The organism is Oceanimonas baumannii, from assembly GCF_002245495.1.
Taxonomy (GTDB): Bacteria; Pseudomonadota; Gammaproteobacteria; order Enterobacterales; family Aeromonadaceae; genus Oceanimonas; species Oceanimonas baumannii.
Genome location: NZ_NQJF01000001.1, coordinates 247,169 through 268,831 on the forward strand (window position 1 = coordinate 247,169; position 21,663 = coordinate 268,831).

The 21,663-nt window shown below is 57.3% G+C and carries 17 protein-coding genes; 6 read left to right on the forward strand and 11 right to left on the reverse strand.

Translation table 11 applies throughout. The annotated features are described in order from the left end of the window. The 3 genes from dacB to B6S09_RS01205 all read left to right on the forward strand — a co-directional run bounded on the left by dacB (position 1) and on the right by B6S09_RS01205 (position 3,236). The gene (gene dacB, locus B6S09_RS01190; protein ID WP_094276664.1) at positions 1-1,428 is read left to right on the forward strand and encodes a D-alanyl-D-alanine carboxypeptidase/D-alanyl-D-alanine endopeptidase; all 1,428 of its coding nucleotides are present in this window, start codon (positions 1-3) and stop codon (positions 1,426-1,428) included. Positions 1,429-1,502: 74 nt separating this feature from the next. Beyond that, the gene (locus B6S09_RS01195; RefSeq protein WP_094276665.1) at positions 1,503-1,766 is read left to right on the forward strand and encodes a GrxA family glutaredoxin; all 264 of its coding nucleotides are present in this window, start codon (positions 1,503-1,505) and stop codon (positions 1,764-1,766) included. A 255-nt stretch (positions 1,767-2,021) separates the two neighbouring features. Further along, positions 2,022-3,236, forward strand: a complete 1,215-nt coding sequence (locus B6S09_RS01205) for a pyridoxal phosphate-dependent aminotransferase (protein WP_094276667.1) — start codon at positions 2,022-2,024, stop codon at positions 3,234-3,236. A gap of 143 nt (positions 3,237-3,379) precedes the next feature. Here B6S09_RS01205 and cls read toward each other — a convergent pair whose 3' ends face one another. After that, positions 3,380-4,837 carry a cardiolipin synthase gene (cls, locus tag B6S09_RS01210; protein ID WP_094276668.1) on the reverse strand — a complete coding sequence of 486 codons (1,458 nt, stop codon included), beginning with the start codon at positions 4,835-4,837 and terminating at the stop codon, positions 3,380-3,382. A gap of 73 nt (positions 4,838-4,910) precedes the next feature. On the opposite strand from cls, the gene B6S09_RS01215 reads away from it, so the two are divergent. Next, positions 4,911-5,456: a YceB family lipoprotein gene (locus tag B6S09_RS01215; RefSeq protein ID WP_094276669.1), complete on the forward strand. Its 546-nt coding sequence runs from the start codon at positions 4,911-4,913 to the stop codon at positions 5,454-5,456. On the opposite strand, the gene B6S09_RS01220 is transcribed toward B6S09_RS01215, so the two are convergent. Continuing rightward, positions 5,419-7,179 carry a putative bifunctional diguanylate cyclase/phosphodiesterase gene (locus tag B6S09_RS01220; RefSeq protein WP_094276670.1) on the reverse strand — a complete coding sequence of 587 codons (1,761 nt, stop codon included), beginning with the start codon at positions 7,177-7,179 and terminating at the stop codon, positions 5,419-5,421. The two genes, B6S09_RS01215 and B6S09_RS01220, sit on opposite strands and share 38 nt — an antisense overlap. Positions 7,180-7,326: 147 nt before the next feature. Beyond that, complete coding sequence (gene purL / locus B6S09_RS01225; protein ID WP_094276671.1) at positions 7,327-11,214, reverse strand: phosphoribosylformylglycinamidine synthase; 3,888 nt, start codon at positions 11,212-11,214, stop codon at positions 7,327-7,329. Positions 11,215-11,415: 201 nt separating this feature from the next. Here purL and mltF point away from each other — a divergent pair, with 201 nt between their 5' ends. Next, positions 11,416-12,822, forward strand: a complete 1,407-nt coding sequence (mltF, locus tag B6S09_RS01230; RefSeq protein ID WP_243832766.1) for a membrane-bound lytic murein transglycosylase MltF — start codon at positions 11,416-11,418, stop codon at positions 12,820-12,822. An 87-nt stretch (positions 12,823-12,909) separates the two neighbouring features. Then, on the forward strand, positions 12,910-13,050 hold the full coding sequence (locus tag B6S09_RS18400) for a hypothetical protein (protein WP_166670248.1): 141 nt from the start codon (positions 12,910-12,912) through the stop codon (positions 13,048-13,050). Positions 13,051-13,055: 5 nt separating this feature from the next. Here the strand turns inward: B6S09_RS18400 and B6S09_RS01235 are convergent, their stop codons facing one another. The 8 genes from B6S09_RS01235 to pilW all read right to left on the reverse strand — a co-directional run bounded on the left by B6S09_RS01235 (position 13,056) and on the right by pilW (position 21,654). Beyond that, a complete protein-coding gene (locus tag B6S09_RS01235) occupies positions 13,056-13,496 on the reverse strand; it encodes a universal stress protein (RefSeq protein ID WP_094276673.1) in 441 nt (146 codons plus the stop codon). A 586-nt stretch (positions 13,497-14,082) separates the two neighbouring features. Continuing rightward, on the reverse strand, positions 14,083-15,585 hold the full coding sequence (gene der / locus B6S09_RS01240) for a ribosome biogenesis GTPase Der (protein ID WP_094276836.1): 1,503 nt from the start codon (positions 15,583-15,585) through the stop codon (positions 14,083-14,085). A gap of 76 nt (positions 15,586-15,661) precedes the next feature. Beyond that, positions 15,662-16,834 (reverse strand): outer membrane protein assembly factor BamB, encoded by a 1,173-nt coding sequence (gene bamB / locus B6S09_RS01245; RefSeq protein WP_094276674.1) that lies wholly within the window; start codon positions 16,832-16,834, stop codon positions 15,662-15,664. A 2-nt stretch (positions 16,835-16,836) separates the two neighbouring features. Continuing rightward, a complete protein-coding gene (locus B6S09_RS01250) occupies positions 16,837-17,475 on the reverse strand; it encodes a YfgM family protein (protein WP_094276675.1) in 639 nt (212 codons plus the stop codon). Position 17,476: 1 nt separating this feature from the next. Beyond that, positions 17,477-18,754, reverse strand: coding sequence for a histidine--tRNA ligase (gene hisS, locus B6S09_RS01255; RefSeq protein WP_094276676.1), 1,278 nt, complete (start codon positions 18,752-18,754; stop codon positions 17,477-17,479). A 43-nt stretch (positions 18,755-18,797) separates the two neighbouring features. Next, complete coding sequence (gene ispG, locus B6S09_RS01260) at positions 18,798-19,916, reverse strand: flavodoxin-dependent (E)-4-hydroxy-3-methylbut-2-enyl-diphosphate synthase (RefSeq protein ID WP_094276677.1); 1,119 nt, start codon at positions 19,914-19,916, stop codon at positions 18,798-18,800. A 21-nt stretch (positions 19,917-19,937) separates the two neighbouring features. Next, the gene (locus B6S09_RS01265) at positions 19,938-20,885 is read right to left on the reverse strand and encodes a RodZ domain-containing protein (RefSeq protein ID WP_094276678.1); all 948 of its coding nucleotides are present in this window, start codon (positions 20,883-20,885) and stop codon (positions 19,938-19,940) included. Next, positions 20,872-21,654 carry a type IV pilus biogenesis/stability protein PilW gene (pilW, locus tag B6S09_RS01270; protein WP_094276679.1) on the reverse strand — a complete coding sequence of 261 codons (783 nt, stop codon included), beginning with the start codon at positions 21,652-21,654 and terminating at the stop codon, positions 20,872-20,874. Before pilW ends, B6S09_RS01265 begins: the two co-directional genes overlap by 14 nt. Positions 21,655-21,663 lie beyond the last annotated feature (9 nt).

Sequence of the window (21,663 nt, forward strand, 5' to 3'; positions counted from 1 at the left end):
ATGAAACTGTTTGCAAATGCCCTGCTGTTATTCTTTAGCGCCAGTGCTGCCGCCATTGAGCCCCCGGCTCATGGCCAGAGCGCCTGGATGCTGGCCGATGTCACCACCGGTAAAGTGGAAATGCGCCATCAGGATGAACTTCTGATGAAACCCGCCTCCACTCAGAAACTGGTCACCGTGCTGGCTGGCGCGCTGGCACTGGGCCCAGACTGGCATTATGAGACCCGCCTGCACTACCGGGGCGACGTGAGTCAGGGACGCCTAACTGGCGACTTATTGATCGATTTCACCGGTGATCCGACCCTCACCAGGGAACAACTGGTCTCCTTATTACGGCGCAGCGGCATTCGTCATATCAGTGGCAAGGTACTGCTAAATCAATACCGTTTTACCGGTTATAACAAAGGTAACGGCTGGTCATGGAACGATTTGGGCGTGTGCTATACCGCCCCCGCCGCCGCACTGATTCTGGATCGCAACTGTGTACAGGGGGCTCTTTATGCCCGCACCGGAAGCCCGGCCCGTGCCACCGTGCCTGCCCATCAGCCCATCAGTGTCAGTGCCGATGTCGCGGTACTGAAACGTGCCGAGCGGGAGCAGAATTTTTGTGAGCTGGAGCTGGAGATGACCCCGGCCAATCATTATCACCTCACTGGCTGTATCGGCCCACGCAAGGAGCCCTGGCCACTGCGCTTTGCCATTCAGGATGTATCCCACTGGGGCAAGCAACTGACCGGCTGGGCACTGAAACAGGCGGGAATTCAGCTTTCAGGCCACATTGAAGACAGCCGGACTGATGCCAGCAGCTGGCCGGCCCTGGCCAGTCACCAGTCACCTCCCTTTACCGAGCTGGCCGAACAAATCCTGGTGCATTCAGACAACCTGTATGCCGACAGCCTGCTGCGCACCCTTGGTGCCCTGCACTTTCAGCAGTCCGGCAGTTTTCGTAACGGCACTCAGGCAGTACGCGAGATCCTGAAAACCCAGGCCAATATCGATCTGGGCCCTTCCTGGCTGGCCGATGGCTCCGGGCTTTCGGCTCATAATCTGCTGCGGGCAAAAGATTTGATGGCGGTACTGCTCACCATCAGCCGGGACCCACGCGCTCAATGGCTGATAGCCCGGTTGCCGGTGAGCGGTGAAAGCGGCACCCTGCGTTATCGTAAAAGCGTGCAAAGCCCGGTACTGAAAGGCCGGGTAATTGCTAAAACCGGTACTATTGCCCATGTGCAGAACCTGGCCGGCTTTATTGACACCACCCATGGTGAGCGCAAGGCCTTTGTGCTGCTGCAAAATGGTCTTTCCATCAGCCCGGAACAATCTGACGCCATGGCTGCTGGCAAGCTGGAATGGCCGGCCCGCCGCTTTGAACGCAGCTGGCTGGAAGGAATAACCGAGCGGACATCCATTGTCAGTACCAATCAATGATTCATAAATTAACGATTTTTGCGGCAGTCCGGCTTGCACTATACTGCCGCTCGTCAACCTAGAAGGAGAACAAGATGTTTGCAGTGATTTTTGGTCGCCCCGGCTGTCCTTTCTGTGTTCGCGCCAAGGAACTGGCAGATAAACTTTCTGCCGAGCGGGACGATTTCAAGTACCGTTATGTCGATATTCATGCTGAGGGAATTTCCAAGGAAGATCTGGAAAAAACCGTAGGCAAACCGGTAGAAACCGTACCGCAAATCTTTCTTGACCAGGCACACATTGGCGGCTTTACCGAGTTTGAAGCCCATGCCAAAGAGCACCTGGGCCTTTACAACTAAGTTTATTGAAAGACGGCCAAGCGCCGTCTTTTTGGTGTGTTTCACGCCAACCTTGCCAAAAAATCACCATTTTCAGCATTTTTTTCGCCCAAAGCCGTGTTCAGCCTCTTTTCATTCGGCAGCCAAAGCTCCATCATGGGCCATTACTTATCAGTACTGCCCACAGCCACTCAGACTCAGCATACCGGTACATACCGGTTTTTTCTGTCCGGGACCTGATCAGGCAGCCGCACGATTCCGAGGCCGTAAATACTCATGCATTCCGTAGAAAAATCCCACAAGCTGGACAACGTCTGTTACGACATTCGCGGGCCGGTTCACAAGGAAGCCCGTCGCCTTGAAGATGAAGGCCACCGCATTCTCAAGCTCAACATCGGCAACCCGGCACCGTTCGGCTTTGAAGCACCGGAAGAGTTGCTCAAAGACGTGATCCTGAACCTGCCTACCAGCCAGGGCTATTGTGATTCCAAGGGGTTGTTTTCTGCCCGTAAGGCAGTAATGCAGTACTACCAGCAGAAAGGTCTGCGTACCACGGATCTGGATGACATCTACATCGGTAACGGCGTATCCGAGCTGATTGTAATGGCCATGCAGGCACTACTGAACAATGGTGACGAAATCCTGGTGCCTTCTCCCGACTATCCGCTGTGGACGGCGGCAGTTACCTTGTCCGGCGGCAAGGCCGTGCACTATATGTGTGACGAGCAAGCCGACTGGTATCCGGATCTGGATGACATCAAATCCAAAATCAGCCCCCGTACCAAGGGTATTGTGCTGATCAACCCCAATAATCCTACCGGGGCCGTCTATGGCAGTGAATTTCTGCTGGAAGTGATTGAAATCGCCCGTCAGAACAAACTGATTATCTTTGCCGACGAAATTTACGACAAAATTCTCTACGATGATGTGGCTCACCATTCGGTCTGTACCCTGTGCGATGACGTGCTGGTGGCGACCTTTAACGGCCTGTCCAAGAGTTACCGCGCTGCCGGTTTCCGTCAGGGCTGGATGATGCTGAGCGGTCCAAAACACCAGGCCAGGGACTACATTGAAGGACTGGAAATGCTTTCCTCCATGCGGCTGTGTGCCAACGTACCCATGCAGCACAGCATTCAGGCGGCACTGGGGGGATACCAGAGCATTAACGAACTGGTGCTGCCCGGTGGCCGGTTGCGTCGCCAGCGCGACCGTGCCTGGGAGCTGCTGAACGAGATCCCCGGAGTGAGTTGCGTCAAGCCCAAGGGGGCCATCTATATGTTCCCCAGGCTGGATCCCAAGGTGTATAACATCAAGGACGATCAGAAGATGGTCTACGACCTGCTGCTGCAGGAAAAGATGCTGATCGTACAGGGAACTGGCTTTAACTGGCCGAAACCGGATCACTTCCGTCTGGTGACACTGCCACGGGTCGACGACATCACCGATGCCGTCGAGCGTATCGCCCGCTTCCTCAAGCATTACCAGCAGTAATCCCCCGATTTGCAGAACCATGCGCTTTCGTCGGACAAAGCGCACTGCGTGAAGGACACGGTGAAACCGACACGCTTCTCCCTCCTCGGGAAGCTCGAAGCGTGTCGGTGGAGCGCAACCGCACTGCTGTTTCAAACTGTCAGCTAAAGCAGCGGGCTCAGCAGATAAAACAGATTCTCCAGCAGACGTTTGCGCAACGGGCGCTTGCGCCACTCCATCCAGGACAGCGGCCGGGCATCCGCTAAATAGCCGTCTGCCAGTTGCAGCAGCTCACCCATCGCCCGGCCATCGTCGATCAGCAGGGTCATCTCAAAGTTCAGCCAGAAACTCCGTTTATCCAGGTTCACCGTTCCCACCAGACCAAACTGATGATCCACCAGCACGCATTTGGTATGCAGCAAACCGGCGGAGTAAAGATGAATTTCCACACCGGCACGTAACAGCTCATCAAAAAAGGCGTTGCAGGCATGATTCACCATGCGTGAATTGTTTTTCTCCGGCAGCACCAGCTGCACTTCCACGCCCCGGTCAGCGGCGGAGCACAACGCCGCCACCAGCGGATCATCCGGCACGAAATAAGGTGTGATCAGTACCAGCCGGCGACGGGCCTGATACACGGCACACAGCAGACTCTGGCTGATGGCATCACCGCCCATAAAAGGACCTGATGGCAACAGCTGTAATTTAAGCTGGTTGTCCAGACAGCGGATGGGGTGATATTCCAGCTGCTCCAGCAGCCGTTCACCGGTTTCCATTTCCCAGTCCCACACAAACAACGACCAGATAATAGGGACAATGGGGCCACGAATACGCAGCATAATATCTACCCACTGACCAACGCCGGCGTTTTGCTTGAAACAGGCGGGATCCACCAGATTCATTGAGCCGGTATAAGCTACATCGTCATCGATCACCACCAGCTTGCGGTGCATACGCAGATCCTGTCGCTCAAACAGTACCCGAAAGGCACCCACCGGCAACACTTCCACGACTTTGATGCCGGCCTCTTGCATACGCCGGGGCCAGCGGCTGCGAAAGAAATCGGCGCTGCCTACCGAATCCAGCAACAGGCGACAATCTACCCCACGCCGGGATGCCGCCATCAGGGCATGAGCCACTTCATCTGCCATGCCGCCGGCATGCCAGATATAAAATTCCATATAGCAAGAGCTGCGGGCCCGTTCGATATCCTCAATAATAGCCCCCAGAATATCCTGTGGCTGCTGCAACAGGGCCATACCGTTACCACTGAGCATAGGCATATTAAAACGGGCCTTGACCAGCTCATAAATAGGCCTGACCTGATCGTTCACCTCAAACTGCTGGCCGGGAAAACGAGCGACCAGCACATTGATCCAGTCAGCATGGGGGCGATACATGGCCCGTGCCCGCTCGGCCCGCTTACGGCCCAGACGCACTTCACCGAACAGGATATAGGTGGCAACACCCAGCACCGGAATAGCATAAATCAGCGCCAGCCAGGCCAGAGAAACTCCCACCGGCCGGCGTTTCATAATGACCCTGAAAGTCACCCCCAACACCAGACTGGTATGCGCGGCAAACAGCAACCAACCTATCAGGGTATAGATATAATCGTTCAAAAACGCCTTGCTCCTTATTGATGAGACGGGGCAGACTGTAGCAAATGACTATTCACATAGTGAGTACAGCTTTATGAAAAGTATACTTTTTCTCCTTCTTTTTGGCGTTTCTGCGGCGCTCTCTGCACAAACCCTGACACTGACCGAGCAACAACTTAACCGTCAGCTGTCGACACAGCTGGGACGGGAATATCCGGTGAACCTGGGTGACTGGCTGAAAGCCGGGGTGCGCCTTGCCGATTTACAGGTCGCCCTGGGCCGGCAGGAGGCCGACAAGGCCCGGGTATCAGGCCGGGGGGTGGTGACTATGGAGCAGGGCGGGGTACGCCGGGACTGGGATATCAGTGGCGATTTCAGTGCCCGCCCCCGTTTCGACAGTGAAGAAGGTGCCCTTTACCTGGATGAATTTGAACTGCTTGGCTATCAGCTGAATAACAGTGACAGCAGTCCACAGGCCGGCTTCGTCATGCCATTATTGCTGCAAAGTCTGGCCGACTACCTGTCCCGTTATCCGGTATACCGGCTGGATGAACAGGATCCACTACAACGACAGCTGAAAGAAAGTGTGCTCGGTATCAGCATCAGTCCGGGGCAGCTGACCCTGCAAGGGCTGGAATAAACCCCGGCACCCGCTCTGCCGGCAACGGCCCAGTGACCAGTTCACCCTGAATCTGCCGGCAGCCGTACTTTTGTAAAAACACAAGCTGGTTTAGCTGTTCAACACCACAGGCTACAGTATCCAGATTAAGCGTACCGGCCAGTGATAATAAAGACCGGACTACCGCATGGTCAAAGCTGTCCATGTCACCAGCCAGCAGACTTCGGTCAAGCTTGATACCATCAACAGGCAGGGTTTTAAGGGTATCAAAACGGAACCGGCCACGACCGACGTTATCGAGATAAATGGCGGTGCCGGCATCGCGAAATGCCGTGAGCACCCTCAGTAATGACTCACTGCGACGCATAATAAAATCGCTGCGCAGCTCCAGCTCAAAATCCGCCGGGCTCACCCCCTGCCGTTGCAAAATATCGAGCAGACGCAAAATACGCAATTGCTCCAGCTCCGGCTCCAGACCGCTCATATTCAGGCTGATACGTCCGTGCCAGCCCTGCTTCTGCCACCGAGAGTGCTGCACCGCAGCTTCAGCGCACACCCATTCCGCCAGTTTTCCCAGTAACCCGGCATCCCTGGCCGCAGGTAAAAATACATTGGGCATCACCACCCCGAGTGCAGGATGGCGCCATCGCAACAAGGCCTCCACGGCTGGCAGAGACACCTTCCCAAGGGTCATGCGGGGCTGATATTCCAGGTACAGCTGGCCCTGCTCCAGTGCCTCCCGAAAGTCCTGCGCCAGACAATTACGCTGTTCCAAGCGGGCAAAGCTTTTGCTGTCAAACAGAGAGATATGAGAACGGCTGCGGCTTTTTGCCTCATACATGGCGGTATCGGCGTAACGCAACAAGGTTTCGATCTCCAGCCCGTGATGAGGGTAAAGGCTGATGCCGATGCTGGCCCCCACGCTCAGCTCATTATTTTTCACCCGTATGGGTACTTCCAGCTGCTCCAGCAGCCTGCCGGCTCGCTCAAACAACACGCTTTCTTCATTAATATCGCGCCATACCAGTACAAACTCATCACCACCAATGCGTGCCACCATTTCATTCGCACCGGCCATTTGCTGCAGCCGGCCGGCCAGCGCCTGCAGCACCCTGTCTCCGATTCCATGACCAAAGCCGTCATTAATGGGCTTGAAACGATCCAAATCGATAAATAACAGTGCCAGCTGTTCATCGGGCTCCAGATCAAAACTGATACGGTTAAACCAGTCTAATAGAAAGGCACGGTTGGCAATGCCGGTCAGGCTGTCGTGGTGAGCGAGGAAACTCAGTCGTTCTTCTGACTGACGAAGCCGGCTGATGTCGTCGAGAATACCGATAATATAGGTAACAAGGCCGGCATCATCACGGATCAGCCGCAACATCAGCCAGTGAGTGGCAACCTCACCATGGCGGGTAACCTGCTCGACTTCCCCCTCCCATTGATCCTGATATTGCAGACGTTTCCAGATGCGGCGGTAATAACTGCCATTGTGCAGCCCCTTGCTCACATGAGTGATATGCCGGCCAAGCAAGGTATCTGCATCCAGCTCGCAATGCAGACAAAAGGCCGGGTTCACTTCCATTACCCGGCCCCGGGCATCCATCACCACAATACCCTCTCGTGTGCATTGCATGATTTGTCGCGTCAGTGCCAGAAAGCCGGCAGGCGGGCTTAACCGATACGCCGTGCCGCTCCCGGACACGGTGGCGTCAGCCCGGTGTAACCAGTTGTTTTTATCCATCGTGTGCTCTTGCTTGATTAAATAGCCTCGTCTTATCCACAAAGCGGGCAAGTGTTTTATTTTTGAGCGGAGACATCATATAGACTCAAACGACAAATAAAAAGCCCGCGTGTCGCGGGCTTTTTATTATGGGATGCAAATAGCAATTTAACCGAGTTGCTTGCGCGCATTGCGGAACATGCGCATCCAGCCACCGTCCTCGCCCCAGTTATCCGGGTGCCAGGAGTTGGCCGCGGTACGGAACACCCGTTCCGGGTGCGGCATCATAATAGTGACCCGGCCGTCTTCGCTGGTCAGGCCGGTAATGCCGTTGGCGGAGCCGTTGGGGTTGAACGGATAACGCTCAGTCGCCTGGCCGTGGTTGTCGACAAAGCGGAGGGCCACGGTACCGCTGGCCTCCAGAGCGGCGATGTCGGCACGCTTGGGCTGTACCCGGCCTTCACCGTGAGACACGGCGATGGGCAGGCGGGAGCCGGCCATGCCGGACAGGAACAGGCTGGGAGACTGCTGCACTTCCACCAGGCTGAAGCGGGCTTCAAAACGCTCGGAGGTATTGCGCACAAAGTCCGGCCAGTGGGCCGCCCCCGGGATCAGATCCCGCAGCTGAGACAGCATCTGACAGCCGTTACACACACCCAGGGCAAAGCTGTCATCACGAAGGAAGAAAGACTCAAACTGAGCACGCAAAGCCTCGTTAAAGAGGATACTTCTGGCCCAGCCGCCGCCGGCACCCAGCACGTCACCGTAGGAGAAACCGCCACAAGCCACCAGGCCGGCAAACTCATCCAGACGCAGGCGACCGCTCTGCAGATCGCTCATGTGCACATCCACAGCGCTGAAACCGGCCCGGTCAAAGGCGGCCGCCATTTCCATGTGAGAGTTGACGCCCTGCTCGCGAAGGATCGCCATTTTCGGATGCACCCCCTTGGCAATAAAGGGCGCGGCAATGTCTTCCTTGGGATCAAAAGTCAGCGACGCAGACAAACCGGGATTGTTTTCCAGTTTGGCCTCGAACTCGGCCTGAGCACACTCGGGGTTATCGCGCAGGGCCTGCATACGGTAGCTGGTTTCAGACCAGAGCCGACGCAGCTCGGTACGGGACTCGGCGTATACTTCACAGCCATCGGCCAGCAGACGCAGGCTGTCATCCTGATTCAGACCGCCAATCACATGAGTGCAGGCAGCCAGGCCGTGTCCAGCCAGACAGGTGAGCACCGCTTCCTTGTCGTCGCGACGCACCTGCAGTACGGCACCCAGCTCTTCACTGAACAGCGCCGCCAGATGATCACTGCCCAGCAGATCCAGTTCCACGGTCAGACCAGTGTTACCGGCAAATGCCATTTCCGCCAGGGTCACAAACAGGCCGCCATCACCCCGGTCGTGGTAAGCCAGCAGCTTTTTCTCTGCCACCAGCGCCTGCATGGCGTTGAAAAAGCCCTTGAGCTGCTCGGCGTCATCCAGATCGGCTGGCTTGTCACCCAGCTGGCGATACACCTGGGCCAGGGCGGACGCACCCAGACGGTTTTTGCCGTTACCCAGGTCGATCAGAATAAGATCGGTGTCGCCCTTATCGGTACGCAGCCACGGCGTGACCGTACTGCGCACATCGGTCACCCGGCCAAAGGCAGAGATCACCAGCGACAGCGGCGCAGTCACGCTGCGGTCTTCGCCATCCTGCTCCCAGCGGGTCTTCATGGACATGGAGTCCTTGCCCACCGGAATGGTGAGACCCAGCACCGGGCACAGCTCTTCACCCACCGCCTTGACCGCGTCATACAGACCGGCGTCTTCCCCCGGGTGACCGGCAGCAGACATCCAGTTGGCAGACAACTTAATGCGGTTCAGCTCACCGATTTCGGTCGCGGCGATGTTGGTAATGGCTTCAGCCACCGCCAGGCGGGCGGAAGCGGCAAAGTCGAGCAATGCTACCGGGGCCCGCTCGCCCATGGACATGGCTTCACCGGCATAGGTGTCGTAGGCGGCGGCGGTGACCGCGCAGTCGGCCACCGGCACCTGCCAGGGACCGACCATCTGATCCCGGGCCACCAAGCCGGTAACGGTACGGTCACCGATGGTGATCAGAAAGCCCTTGTCGGCCACGGTGGGCAGGGTCATCACCCGCTCGGCGGCGTCCTTCAGGTTGATGCCGGACAGATCCAGCGCCGGGCTCTGGTGTTGCTTGCTTTCCACGTCCCGGTGCATTTTGGGCGGCTTGCCCAGCAGCACCTCCAGCGGCATGTCGATGGGCTGATTGTCAAAGTGCTCATCGTGCAGGCTGAGATGACGCTCGGCAGTGGCCTCCCCGATAACGGCATAAGGCGCCCGCTCCCGGCGACAGAAGGCTTCGAACTCGGCCAGCCGGTCGTCGGCCACCGCCAGCACGTAGCGCTCCTGGGATTCGTTACACCAGATCTGCAGCGGGCTCATGCCCGGCTCGTCGTTGGGAATGTCACGCAGGTTGAAGCGGCCACCGCGGTCGCCGTCGTTCACCAGTTCGGGCATGGCGTTGGACAAGCCGCCGGCGCCCACATCGTGAATAAACACGATGGGGTTGTCGTCGCCCATGGCCCAGCAACGGTCGATCACTTCCTGACAGCGACGTTCCATTTCCGGGTTATCGCGCTGTACCGAAGCAAAGTCCAGGTCTTCACTGGACTGGCCGGAAGCCATGGAGGAGGCCGCGCCTCCGCCCAGGCCGATGTTCATGGCCGGGCCACCCAGCACCACCAGCTTGGCACCCACCGGGATCTCGCCTTTTTCCACATGCTCGCCACGAATGTTGCCAAGACCGCCGGCGATCATGATGGGCTTGTGGTAACCGCGCACTTCCTCGCCGTTAAAGCTGGAGACCTGTTCTTCATAGGTACGGAAGTAGCCGAGCAGGGCCGGACGGCCAAACTCGTTGTTAAAGGCTGCACCACCCAGGGGACCGTCAATCATGATGTCGAGGGCGCTGACGATGCGCTCGGGCTTGCCGAAGTCCTGCTCCCAGGGGCGATGGTAGCCGGGGATTTTCAGGTTGGAGACGCTGAAGCCCACCATGCCCGCCTTGGGCTTGGAGCCCCGGCCGGTGGCGCCTTCGTCACGGATTTCACCGCCGGAGCCGGTGGCTGCGCCCGCGTAGGGTGAAATGGCGGTGGGGTGGTTGTGGGTTTCCACCTTCATCAGGATATGAATGTCTTCCTGATGGTAGCGGTATTCACCCGATTCGGGGCTGGGGAAAAAGCGCCCCGCCGGCGAACCGGCCATCACGGCGGCGTTGTCTTTATAAGCGGAGAGCACGTACTCGGGCACCTGCTCAAAGGTATTCTTGATCATCTTGAACAGCGACTTGGGCTGCTCGACGCCATCGATGGTCCAGTCGGCGTTGAAAATCTTGTGCCGACAGTGCTCGGAGTTGGCCTGGGCAAACATATAGAGCTCAATGTCGTTGGGGTTGCGTCCCAGCTTGGTGAAGCCATCGAACAGGTAGTCGATTTCATCATCCGCCAGCGCCAGCCCCATGCGCACGTTGGCCTCAGCCAGGGCCTCGCGCCCTCCACCTAGAATATCAACCGAGGTCAACGGTGCCGGCTCGGCCTCGGCAAACAGACACTCCGCCTCAGCCAGGGTGGCAAAGGTCACTTCGGTCATGCGGTCATGTAGTAAATGACCCACCGCAGCCAGCTCGGCCTCGGTCGGCTCACGCTCAAAGCTCAGGTGGTAGACAATGCCACGCTCAATGCGTTTAACCTGGGACAGGCCGCAGTTACGGGCGATGTCAGTGGCCTTGGACGACCAGGGAGAAAGGGTTCCGGGACGGGGAGTCACCAGCACCAGGCGGCTGCCGGCGGCGGGCGTGATGCCCTCTGCAGGACTGTCGAGCAGCTGGGCCAGGGTTTGCCGGCCAGCGTCGTCAAGTTCCGCGGCCAGGGCGACAAAGTGCACATACTCGGTTTCAATGGCCGACAGCGGCAGCGCCTGTTCCTGGGCACGACGGATGATCGCCTGGGTTCTGAAACCGGATAAGGCCGGTGAGCCTCTCAGTATTTCCATAGTGGCTAATTCTCAAAGCGTGAGTGTATGGGGGGTTCTTGAACTGGCGGTATTATAGGTTTACGCCCCTGCCCTGTCGACGCCCATTTGCCGCAGCACTCACTGCCAGAGTGACGTAAAAACCGGCAATAACCTGACCAAAGCGCCGGCTTTTGCTATAAAATGCCGGAGTTTTCATATCAGGAGTTGCCATTGCTGACCATGCGAATGTTTACCGGAACGGCACTGCTGCTTGCCCTGCTGGCCCTCGGCGGCTGTGATACCGACCAACCCGCCAGCACCCAGCAGGCTCATATTCAAGCTCGGGGAGAGCTGAGGGTCGGCACCCTTTATCACCCGCTTTATTACTTTTTGCGTAATGAGCAGGAAGAAGGGCTGGACTATGAACTGGCCCAGGGCTTTGCCGATCACCTGGGCGTTCGCCTGACCATGGTGCCGGTATACAGCCTGGAAGAGCTGTTTGCCCTGCTTGACCATGGCCGGGTCGATATGCTGGCCGCCGGCCTGGTTGGTACCCTGGTACGGCGTGAGCATTATCGTTTCGGGCCGGCGTTGTATGAAGTCGCGCAGACCCTGGTGTATCGCAAGGGCGAAGCCCGCCCTCAGGAACTGGAACAGCTGAATGGCACCATTAAAGTCATGGCCGGCTCCAGCCAGGCCGAGTGGCTCGGACATCAGCAGGAAAACCAGCCGGAGCTCAGCTGGGAGCCTCTGAAGGATACCGATGCGGAAGATCTGCTCCGCCAGGTAGCGGAAGGCCGTGCCGATTATACCCTGGTGGAAGATACCCTGCTGGCCCGTACTCAGCGTTATTACCCCGGTATTGATGCTGCCTTTAGCCTGCCTGACTCTCAGCCGGTCTCCTGGGTCATGGACCAGCGCGACGACGACAGCTTGCTGGCCGCCATGCTGGACTATTTCTCCGGGCAACGTGAAAACGGTACCCTGGCCCGCTTGAATGAAAAGTACTTTGGTCATATTCAGGACTTTGATTACGTTGACACACGCACCTTTTTACGCCGGGCTGAATCATTGCTGCCGCAGTATCGCCCTCTGTTTGAACGTCATGCCGGCCAGCTGGACTGGCGATTGATAGCAGCAGTGAGTTATCAGGAGTCCCATTGGGAACCGGATGCCCAGTCCTATACCGGCGTACGCGGAATGATGATGCTGACCGAAGACACCGCCCGCCAGGTTGGTGTGGATAACAGGCTGGATCCGGAGCAAAGCATTCGTGGCGGAGCCAGCTACCTGGATTCCCTGATTGAGCGGCTGCCGGAAAGTATTCCGGAAGGCGAGCGAGTCTGGTTTGCGCTGGCGGCCTACAACATTGGTCTGGGACATTTACTGGATGCCCGTCGCATCACCCGGCTGAGAGGTCAGAACCCGGATGCCTGGGCAGAAGTAAAGGAAAACCTGCCGTTACTGCATCAACCGGCCTGGCACCGGAAAACCCGCTATGGCTATGCCCGCGGCCGGGAAGCACAAAAATTTGTAAACAACATACGGCAGTATTATCAAAGCCTGCAATGGCTGTATAAACCGACAACAGACAACAGCCTGACTGCCGCGCAACATGAGAGCCAGCCAACAGAATCGGCGCTTTAACAGGATTGTCACTTTACGCCGTTATCGTCGGCTGATAATACATGAAGTGCCGCCCTGCGGCGGCCATCACAATAAAGGATAACTGTAATGCTGAAGAGAAAACGCAAGCTGCCCAAACAACACAAGCCGGCTGCCGGCTCACGCCGCCGCCTGATGATGCAGGATGTGCGGCGGAAAATATTGCGCAGAAGCACCACCTATTTTCTGACTCAGGCCAGCTTTGAATAACAGATTCAGCGAATAGTGATCACACCACACTTGGCGCTGCTGGCCACCTTGTGTGAGACACTGCCCATTACCAGCCCGGCCAGATCACCCAGCCCGCGCGTACCCAGCACGATAACTTCAACACTCAGGACCTCGGCCTGCTTCAGAATGGTCCGGGCGGGCTCACCCTTTTCCACATGGGTATGAATATTGTTCACGCCCAGTTTTTTGGCCTCGCCTTCGGCACCGGTCATAATACGGTTAGCAAGGACTTCCATTTCCTTCAACTCATCACCGATTGCCACGGCCCCAATGCCCCAGATCAGCGTGGCCTCATGAGGCAATACCTCGGGTACATGTAAAATATGCAGCTCGGCGTTATCCACCTTGGCAAGATGACAGGCCAGTTCCAGCGCCTTACGGCCTGGCCCGGAGCCATCTACCGCCACCAACAAAGACTTGTACATAATTTCCTCCATAGATTAATGGGTCGTTATTTATACCAAGCCTAGGCGGGACTTTGGCAGGGTGCAAAATCATGGCCCATCAGCAGATCCGGCGTTGTGGTTGGGGCCGTGCTTTATGTACTGGATCTCCGCCTGCGTGGAGATGACATCATTATCCGTCACTCCCTCGTAGAAAGGAATCCAGGGCAAACGGCTGAGGAATGACACCACTATTCGTCACTCCCTCGAAGGAGGGAGTCCAGGACAGACGACTGAGGGACCTGTTTTTTGCGGCTCTGCTGATCCTGAGCTGTGATTGAGGGCGGTGCTGTATGTACTGGATCTCCGCCTGCGCGGAGATGACCCTATTATTCGTCACTCCCTCGCAGGAGGGAGTCCAGGGCTGGCGACTGAGGGACCTGTTTTTTGCGGCTCTGCTGATCCTGAGCTGTGATTGAGGGCGGTGCTGCATGTACTGGATCTCCGCCTGCGTGGAGATGACGAGAGCTGAAAACGGCGTCAGAGAAAAATATCCAGTGTAAGGCCTGAAGAATAGGCTTGGCCATCAAACAAAAACGCCGGCTTGGCCGGCGTTTTTTATCACTGTTTATCTTTTCTTGATGTGTTTCATCAGACGCTTGCGCTTGCGCAGCTGGGTGGCGGTCAGCTTGTTCTTCAGACCGGCGTAAGGGTTATCCCCTTCCTGAAACTCCACCCGGATGGGGGTTCCCACTACCTGCAGTGAACGGCGGAAATAGTTAATAAGATAACGCTTGTAAGAATCGGGCAGATCTTTCACCTGATTGCCATGCACAATGATACGCGGCGGGTTATAGCCCCCGGCATGCGCGTACTTGAGCTTGACCCGGCGACCACGCACCAGCGGCGGCTGATGATCATCCTGAGCCATCTGCATAATGCGGGTCAGCATGGAAGTATTCACCCGTTTGGTGGCCGAGGCATAGGCTTCCTTCACCGACTCAAACAGGTTGCCGACACCACTGCCGTGCAGTGCTGAAATAAAGTGCAACCGGGCAAAGTCGATAAAGCCCAGACGCCGGTCCAGTTCTCGCTTGATATCATCGCGCACATCCTGGCTCAGGCCATCCCATTTGTTCACCGCCAGCACAATACTGCGGCCGGCATTCAGCACAAAGCCCAGCAAACTGAGATCCTGATCAGAAATCCCTTCTCGTGCATCCAGCACCAGCAACACCACGTTGGCATCTTCAATGGCTTTCAGGGTCTTGATCACCGAGAACTTTTCTACTGCCTCATGGACCTTGCCGCGGCGACGTACACCTGCCGTGTCGATCAGGACATAATCCTGCTCATCCCGTTGCATGGGAATATACACCGAGTCCCGGGTAGTGCCGGGCATGTCATACACCACCACCCGCTCTTCACCCAGAATGCGGTTGGTCAGGGTCGACTTGCCCACATTGGGACGGCCCACAATCGCCAGCTTGATGGGGGCATCTTCAAAAGGAAGGGCGTCTTCCTCGATCACCTCATCAATGACCGCCATGGCGTCTTCCAGCATGGCATCATCAAATTCCAGCTCGTCTTCGTCGTCGGCCATGGCATCATCTTCGCCATCAGCATCGGCAGACAACTCTTCAAGCTGCGGTGCCAGAGCGGTTTCCAGCAAGGTCAGCACACCCCGGCCGTGCGCGGCGGCGATCTGATAAATATCCCCCAGTCCCAGCTGATAAAATTCACCGATGGCTGAGTCCGCATCGATGCCGTCCGTCTTGTTGGCGACCAGCAGGGTTTTCTTCTGACAGCGACGCAGATGAGCGGCAATCGCTTCGTCGGCAGAGGTCAGGCCAGCGCGGGCATCCACCATAAACAGCACGACATCGGCTTCATCGATGGCAGCCAGTGACTGCGACGCCATTTCCAGTTCAATACCCTGCTCACTGCCGTCGATACCACCGGTATCCACCACGATGTATTCCAGTTCATTAAAACGGGCCTGGCCATATTTCCGATCCCGGGTCAGTCCCGGAAAGTCTGCCACCAGCGCATCGCGGGTGCGGGTAAGGCGGTTAAAAAGAGTGGATTTGCCCACATTGGGGCGGCCCACCAGAGCCACAACTGGCATCATAAAAAACATCTCCAAAAAACAATAACGGCTCCTGATTGTTGGGATCAGGAGCCGAGGGCAATACCGTGGAACTCACTCAGGGGCGGGCTATCGCCATCAGCTCACCATCACGGCTTTGCACATAAAGCGTATCTCCGGCGACCACCGGGGCCGCATACAGGCCAGCACTGTCAACGCGCTCCAGCGACACCAGTCTGCCGGTGCTGCGATCCAGCCAGTAGAGGTAACCTTCCGCATCTCCTGCCACCAGATAATCACCAAATACCGCCGGTGCGGTCAGATGGCGGTTCTCCAGCCCGGTATTAGACCAGACTTCACTGCCACTGCGGGCATCCACCGCAAACACATGGCTGCGGCTGTCAGTGATAAACAGCAGGCGGCCATCGGTACTCAGATCCTCCGACCCCTGATACTGGCGTTTCCACAGTTGCTGGCCGGAAATCAGCTGGTGTGCGGTCAGCTGTCCATTATAAGCGATGCTGAACAAAATATCGCCCAGGATCACCGGTCTGGCGGCCACATCAACCATGCGCTCCAGCTCGGTGGCCCCTTTGGGACTGGCGATACGGGTATCACGTACCGGCTGGCCATTGGCCAGCAGGGCAATACCCAGCCGACCGTCTGCCCGGCCGTACAGCACGGCACCGCCGGCGGTAATCGGCGTCGCCATACTGCGCAAGGTCAGACTGGGCTGCTCGTTGCGCAGCAGCCACTGCTGTTCGCCAGTGGCAGAGTCAAGCGCAACCAGATTGCCGGCGCTGGTGTGTACCACCACCTTACCTTCATCCACTGCCGGCGCGGCCAGCACTTCGCCGGGCACATTCTGCGTCCAGAGCAAGGTGCCGTCAGACTGGGAAAGCGCATATACCACACCATTTTCCGAGCCGAAATAAAGGTTGCCGTAGGCTGCGCTCAGCCCCCCGGCAAGGCGCGGGCTGCGCTGATTTTGATTTATCTCCAGTTCGTCCAGCTCGGCTTCCCAAAGCTCATCACCGTTATCAGCATCAAAGGCCTTGACGACCCCATTGCGTGACGCAGCAAACAGACGGTCGCCTTCAACAACCGGACGCAGCTGGGAATAATAATCCCCAACGCCATTGCCTACCGACGATGACCAGCGGGTATCGATATCAAAGGCATTATCAATATCGGGCAAGGAGCTGGGCGGTGCCACCGGCGTCTGACTGGAGCAGGCTGCCAGGCTCAATGCCAGTGCCAGCGGAAGCAAAGTGTGAAGCGATTTACTCATGCTTATTCTCCCTGAGGCGATGCCGCGGCCAGATTATCGAGTTTCAGGGCAAGGGCCGGGTTTTCCGCTACTCCGCCGGCGGTGCGGGCCTGCTCATAGGCGGTGCGGGCCTGATCGGGCTGGTTCTGCGCCAGATAAAGGTCTCCCTGTACTTCCGCTTTTTGTGCAGTAAAGGCATCGCCGGTTACCTTGTCGAGCTGAGTCTGCGCCAGGCTCAGTTCGTTGGCAGCAATCAGCACCCGGGCCAGGCGCAGCGCAATAGTATTACTCAGCACAGCATCCTTGGTACCCGCCAGAGCTTGCTCCAGCTGAGCTCTGGCCAGGGCCAGATCATCGGCCTTCACCGCTTCCGCCGCCAGCAACATGGCCGCCAGCTCGCCGTAGTTATTGCCCTGATTCTCACTGACAAAAGCAGCGGCACGGTCAAAAGCCGCACTGCCCTGCGTGGCCAGATCCCGGCTTACCTGTTCAAAGGCCTCTGCACCGGCAGAACGGTTTTCCATCTGATGAGACTGGTAATAACGCCAGCCAAACAGGCCCGCCAGGCCAATGGCAGAGCCCAGAATAATGGCCTTGCCGTATTCGTGCCACCAGCGCTTGATGGCTTCAATCTGTTGTTCTTCTGTGCTGTAAATATCCAACTCAAATCCCCTTCTGTTCGAGTAGTTTAACCAGCTCACTCTGGGCAAGGGTCTGTTGTTCACCCTGCCCGCGCAGATATTTCACCGTGACCTGACCATTGGCGACTTCATCCTCTCCGAGGATCAATGCCACGGCAGCACCGCTTTTGTCGGCCCGCTTGAGTTGTTTTTTAAAGTTGCCACCGCCACAGTGACTCATCACCCGCAGGCCGGGTAATGAGTCGCGCAGCAACTCGGCCAGGGCAAAGCCTGCCACCCGTGTGCTGTCTCCCATCATGGCCACATACACATCGGCCTGGGCCGGCTCCTCCGGTACCAGGTTCAGCGTTTCCAGCAACAGCACCAGCCGCTCCATTCCCATGGCAAATCCCACCGCCGGCGTGGCCTGACCGCCCAGCTGCTCAACCAGGCCATCGTAACGGCCGCCGCCACAGACGGTGCCCTGAGCACCCAGACTTTCGGTCACCCACTCAAATACGGTGAGGTTGTAGTAGTCCAGGCCGCGCACCAGCCGTGGGTTGATTTCAAAGCCGATGCCGGCCGCTCTCAGCAACGCCTGCAGCCCTTCGAAATGCGCCTTTGTCTCTTCGCCGAAATAGTCGGACAGCACAGGGGCGTCAGTCAGCAATGCCTGTACTTCAGGGTTCTTGCTGTCGAGTACCCGCAGCGGGTTGGTGTGCATCCGCCGGCGGCAGTCTTCATCCAGGCGGTCTTCATGCTGCAGCAGAAAGTCTACCAGTGCCTGCCGGTATTTCGCCCGTTCATCGGGCTGCCCCAGGCTGTTTAGCTGCAGGGTCAGATGCTCGCTCACGCCCAGCGCCTTCCAGAAACGGGCGGTGAGTGTAATCAGCTCGGCATCAATGTCCGGACCATGCAGACCAAACACTTCCACACCAAACTGATGAAACTGCCGATAGCGGCCTTTTTGCGGACGCTCATAGCGGAACATGGGGCCCATATACCACATGCGTCGCTCCTGGTTGTACAGCAGGCCATGTTCAATGCCGGCACGTACACAACCCGCCGTTCCTTCGGGCCGCAGGGTCAGGCTGTCGCCGCTACGGTCTTCAAAGGTATACATTTCCTTTTCTACCACATCGGTGACTTCGCCGATGGCGCGCTGAAACAGGCCGGTCACTTCCATAATGGGCAGGCGAATTTCGCTGTAACCGTAGGCGCTCATGGTGTTGCGCAGCACGGCTTCCGCCTGTTGCCAGGCCGGAGTCTGCTCCGGCAGGCAGTCGTTCATTCCTCGGATTGCTTGAATTTGTTTGGCCACAAAAAAGTTCTCTGTGTTAAATCAATTGAGTAAAAAGCGTGGTTCAGTCTTTGTCCTGCACAGGTATGCGGGCAGCGGGATCCATCATGGCAACCTTGGCGCGAATGCGTGCTTCCAGAGCATCGACCAACCCGGTGTTATCAAGCCGTCCTACCCGCTCGCCACCCTCGTAAAAGGCGCTTTTGCGCTGCGCACCAGCCAGTCCCAGATCAGAAATCAACGCTTCTCCCGGACCATTGACCACACAGCCGATAATGGACACATCCATGGGAGTAATAATGTCCTCCAGCCGGTTTTCCAGGGCATTCACGGTGCCGATAACATCAAACTCCTGACGCGAACAGGACGGACATGCGATAAAGTTAATGCCACGGGCGCGGATCCGCAGGGACTTAAGAATATCAAAGCCAACCTTGATCTCTTCCACCGGATCGGCAGCCAGGGAAATACGTAGCGTATCGCCAATCCCTTCCGACAGCAGCATGCCCAGGCCGATGGCAGACTTCACTGCACCGCTGCGAAAACCACCGGCTTCAGTAATGCCCAAGTGCAGCGGCTGCTCAATCTGACGGGCCAGCTCGCGATAGGCCCCCACAGCCAGAAACACGTCCGAGGCTTTCACACTGACCTTGAATTGATCAAAGTTGAGTCGATCCAGAATCTCGACATGGCGCAAAGCTGACTCCACCAGCGCCTGGGGGGTCGGCTCACCGTACTTTTCCTGCAAATCCTTTTCCAGCGAGCCACCGTTGACTCCGATACGAATGGGAATGCCCTTGTCACGGGCACAGTCCACCACAGCCCGAACGCGATCCTCCCGACCAATATTGCCCGGATTGATACGCAGGCAGTCAGCACCGTATTCGGCTACCTGCAACGCAATGCGGTAGTCAAAATGAATGTCGGCCACCAACGGTATGCTGGTGCCGGCACGAATCACTTTAAAGGCTTCGGCCGCCTCCATGGTGGGCACAGATACTCGTACAATATCGGCACCGGCTTTTTCTACCGCCCGGATCTGGGCCAGCGTGGCTTCTATATCCGTGGTTAAGGTGTTGGTCATGGTCTGCACACTGATGGGGGCGTCGCCTCCCACCAGCACGGAGCCGACACGAATTTGCTTGGACTTGCGGCGGATAATGGGAGATTCGTGTTGGGACATGGTTCGCTCTTGTTCGTTACATCAGGATTGCGGCACGGTCAGGCGGGCAACCCGTCCGGCGCGAAAAGAAGACAGATCCACTACCTTGTTAAGGTATTCGACACTGGCCGCCTGCGGTGCACCCAGCACCAGCCGGAACGGCGGTTTGCCCTTGAGCTCGAGGCGGTCGCTGGCGGTTTTCACCCCTTCAGATAACACCCGGCCTTCAGCATCAGTAATTTTTATCCAGCAGTCGGCACTAAAGCCCAGCACCAGCAGCTCGGGATCCGCCTCAGGGGTGATTTCGTCTACGGCCGGCACCTGCTCCACAGGCTCTGCAGACACTTCATCGGCAACCGGCTCTTCGTTAACGGCAACAGGAGAAGAAACCGTCTCTGCGTTCTCAATCTCAGCTCCGGCAATAGGTGCCTGGTCTGCGCCGGCTTCCGGCAATGCCTCTGCCACCGGCTCGGCAGAATCAGCAACCGGGGCTTGCGTTAACGCCGGCTCGTCTGCAATAGAAGCCGACTCCCTGAAGTCATAACCGGCACCGCTGTTTTGCCACCACCAGAATACCAGTGAGGCCACCAGCCCCAGTACCACCAGCCAGCTGATGAGTTTCAGCCACTTATCACTGGCCTGCTGGCGGGTCTTTTTAGAAAAGCTTTGCATCGGAGCCGGCCCGGCACTGCGCAACTGCGCCATCCCGGCCATACCGTCAAAGGCAGCCAGTGTCTGTTGCTCGTTTACGCCCACCAGCTTGGCATAGGCTTTTACATAGCCCCGCAAGAAGGTCAGTGCCACACCAGCTTTATAGTGGTCCTGATCGATAGACTCAATAACGGCCAGGCGCAGGTTCAGCCGGCGAGCCACTTCCTGCTGGCTCCAACCTCGGGCTTCACGCGCTTCCCGCAGCATGTTGCCGGGGCCGGTACCACTGTTATTTTGTTCTTCTCCCGAAGGAAACTGTTCTTGATTATTCGTTGTCATGTGTCAGGAATCGCTCGGCTTGTTCTGAATCCGGAAATAAACGTACCAGCTCGGCCCCCGTCTCTCGGGACTGCGCTCTCAGGCCCAGCGCATTTGCACTCTGCACCATCAGCCATAAACTTTGCGCACTGGGTGCATGTTGCTGCTGGTAACGTTCAAGATAAACCCGGGCCATCGCCGGCTCATTACGCTCGAGCTCCAGTCCGGCAAGACCAAGCAACACCTGTTGCCTGTCAGGACTATACTCCAGCGCCCGGCGATAGTATTCCCGTGCAGCGCTTTCACGACCATTTTTAACCGCACACAAAGCGGCGTTCTCAAGGGTGTCAGCGACTCTGGCATAGCCTGATGCGGCCATTGCCCTGCTGAACATGACATCAGCCCGGGCAAATTGTTCCCGAGCACACAAAAAAGCACCGTAATTGTTCAGTCCGTCACCATGCTGAGGGTCCAGCCGCAACACCTGCTGATAGTGCTGCTCTGCCTTGTCATATTCCGCCACCGTCTGGTAAAAGTAGGCCAGCGCCAGATAAACATCAGGATTGCTGTCATCCTGCTCCAGTGCACGCTCAAGATTAAATTTGGCCTGGCCGGTATTTCCCTGACGCAAGTAAGCCAGGCCAAGGTTCATACGGGCCTGTGCCGCCTGAGCTGGTTCGAAGGTCACATCTGCCACCTGCCGGCCCTGACTCAGGTTAACCGTTTCACTGACACAGCCGGCCAGCGTGCTTGCCACCAGTACCGCCGGCAACAGAAGGGCCCTTTCCATTCCTCTTCC

Bases quoted from the DNA above. Each gene is read 5' to 3' on its own strand.
- bamB (WP_094276674.1), bottom strand. From the start codon at position 16,834: ATGAGTAAATCGCTTCACACTTTGCTTCCGCTGGCACTGGCATTGAGC.
- purL (WP_094276671.1), bottom strand. From the start codon at position 11,214: ATGGAAATACTGAGAGGCTCACCGGCCTTATCCGGTTTCAGAACCCAG.
- B6S09_RS01205 (WP_094276667.1), top strand. From the start codon at position 2,022: ATGCATTCCGTAGAAAAATCCCACAAGCTGGACAACGTCTGTTACGAC.
- B6S09_RS01265 (WP_094276678.1), bottom strand. From the start codon at position 20,885: ATGACAACGAATAATCAAGAACAGTTTCCTTCGGGAGAAGAACAAAAT.
- B6S09_RS01220 (WP_094276670.1), bottom strand. From the start codon at position 7,179: ATGGATAAAAACAACTGGTTACACCGGGCTGACGCCACCGTGTCCGGG.
- dacB (WP_094276664.1), top strand. From the start codon at position 1: ATGAAACTGTTTGCAAATGCCCTGCTGTTATTCTTTAGCGCCAGTGCT.
- der (WP_094276836.1), bottom strand. From the start codon at position 15,585: ATGATGCCAGTTGTGGCTCTGGTGGGCCGCCCCAATGTGGGCAAATCC.
- pilW (WP_094276679.1), bottom strand. From the start codon at position 21,654: ATGGAAAGGGCCCTTCTGTTGCCGGCGGTACTGGTGGCAAGCACGCTG.
- B6S09_RS01195 (WP_094276665.1), top strand. From the start codon at position 1,503: ATGTTTGCAGTGATTTTTGGTCGCCCCGGCTGTCCTTTCTGTGTTCGC.
- ispG (WP_094276677.1), bottom strand. From the start codon at position 19,916: ATGTCCCAACACGAATCTCCCATTATCCGCCGCAAGTCCAAGCAAATT.
- B6S09_RS18400 (WP_166670248.1), top strand. From the start codon at position 12,910: ATGCTGAAGAGAAAACGCAAGCTGCCCAAACAACACAAGCCGGCTGCC.
- B6S09_RS01235 (WP_094276673.1), bottom strand. From the start codon at position 13,496: ATGTACAAGTCTTTGTTGGTGGCGGTAGATGGCTCCGGGCCAGGCCGT.
- mltF (WP_243832766.1), top strand. From the start codon at position 11,416: ATGCGAATGTTTACCGGAACGGCACTGCTGCTTGCCCTGCTGGCCCTC.
- B6S09_RS01215 (WP_094276669.1), top strand. From the start codon at position 4,911: ATGAAAAGTATACTTTTTCTCCTTCTTTTTGGCGTTTCTGCGGCGCTC.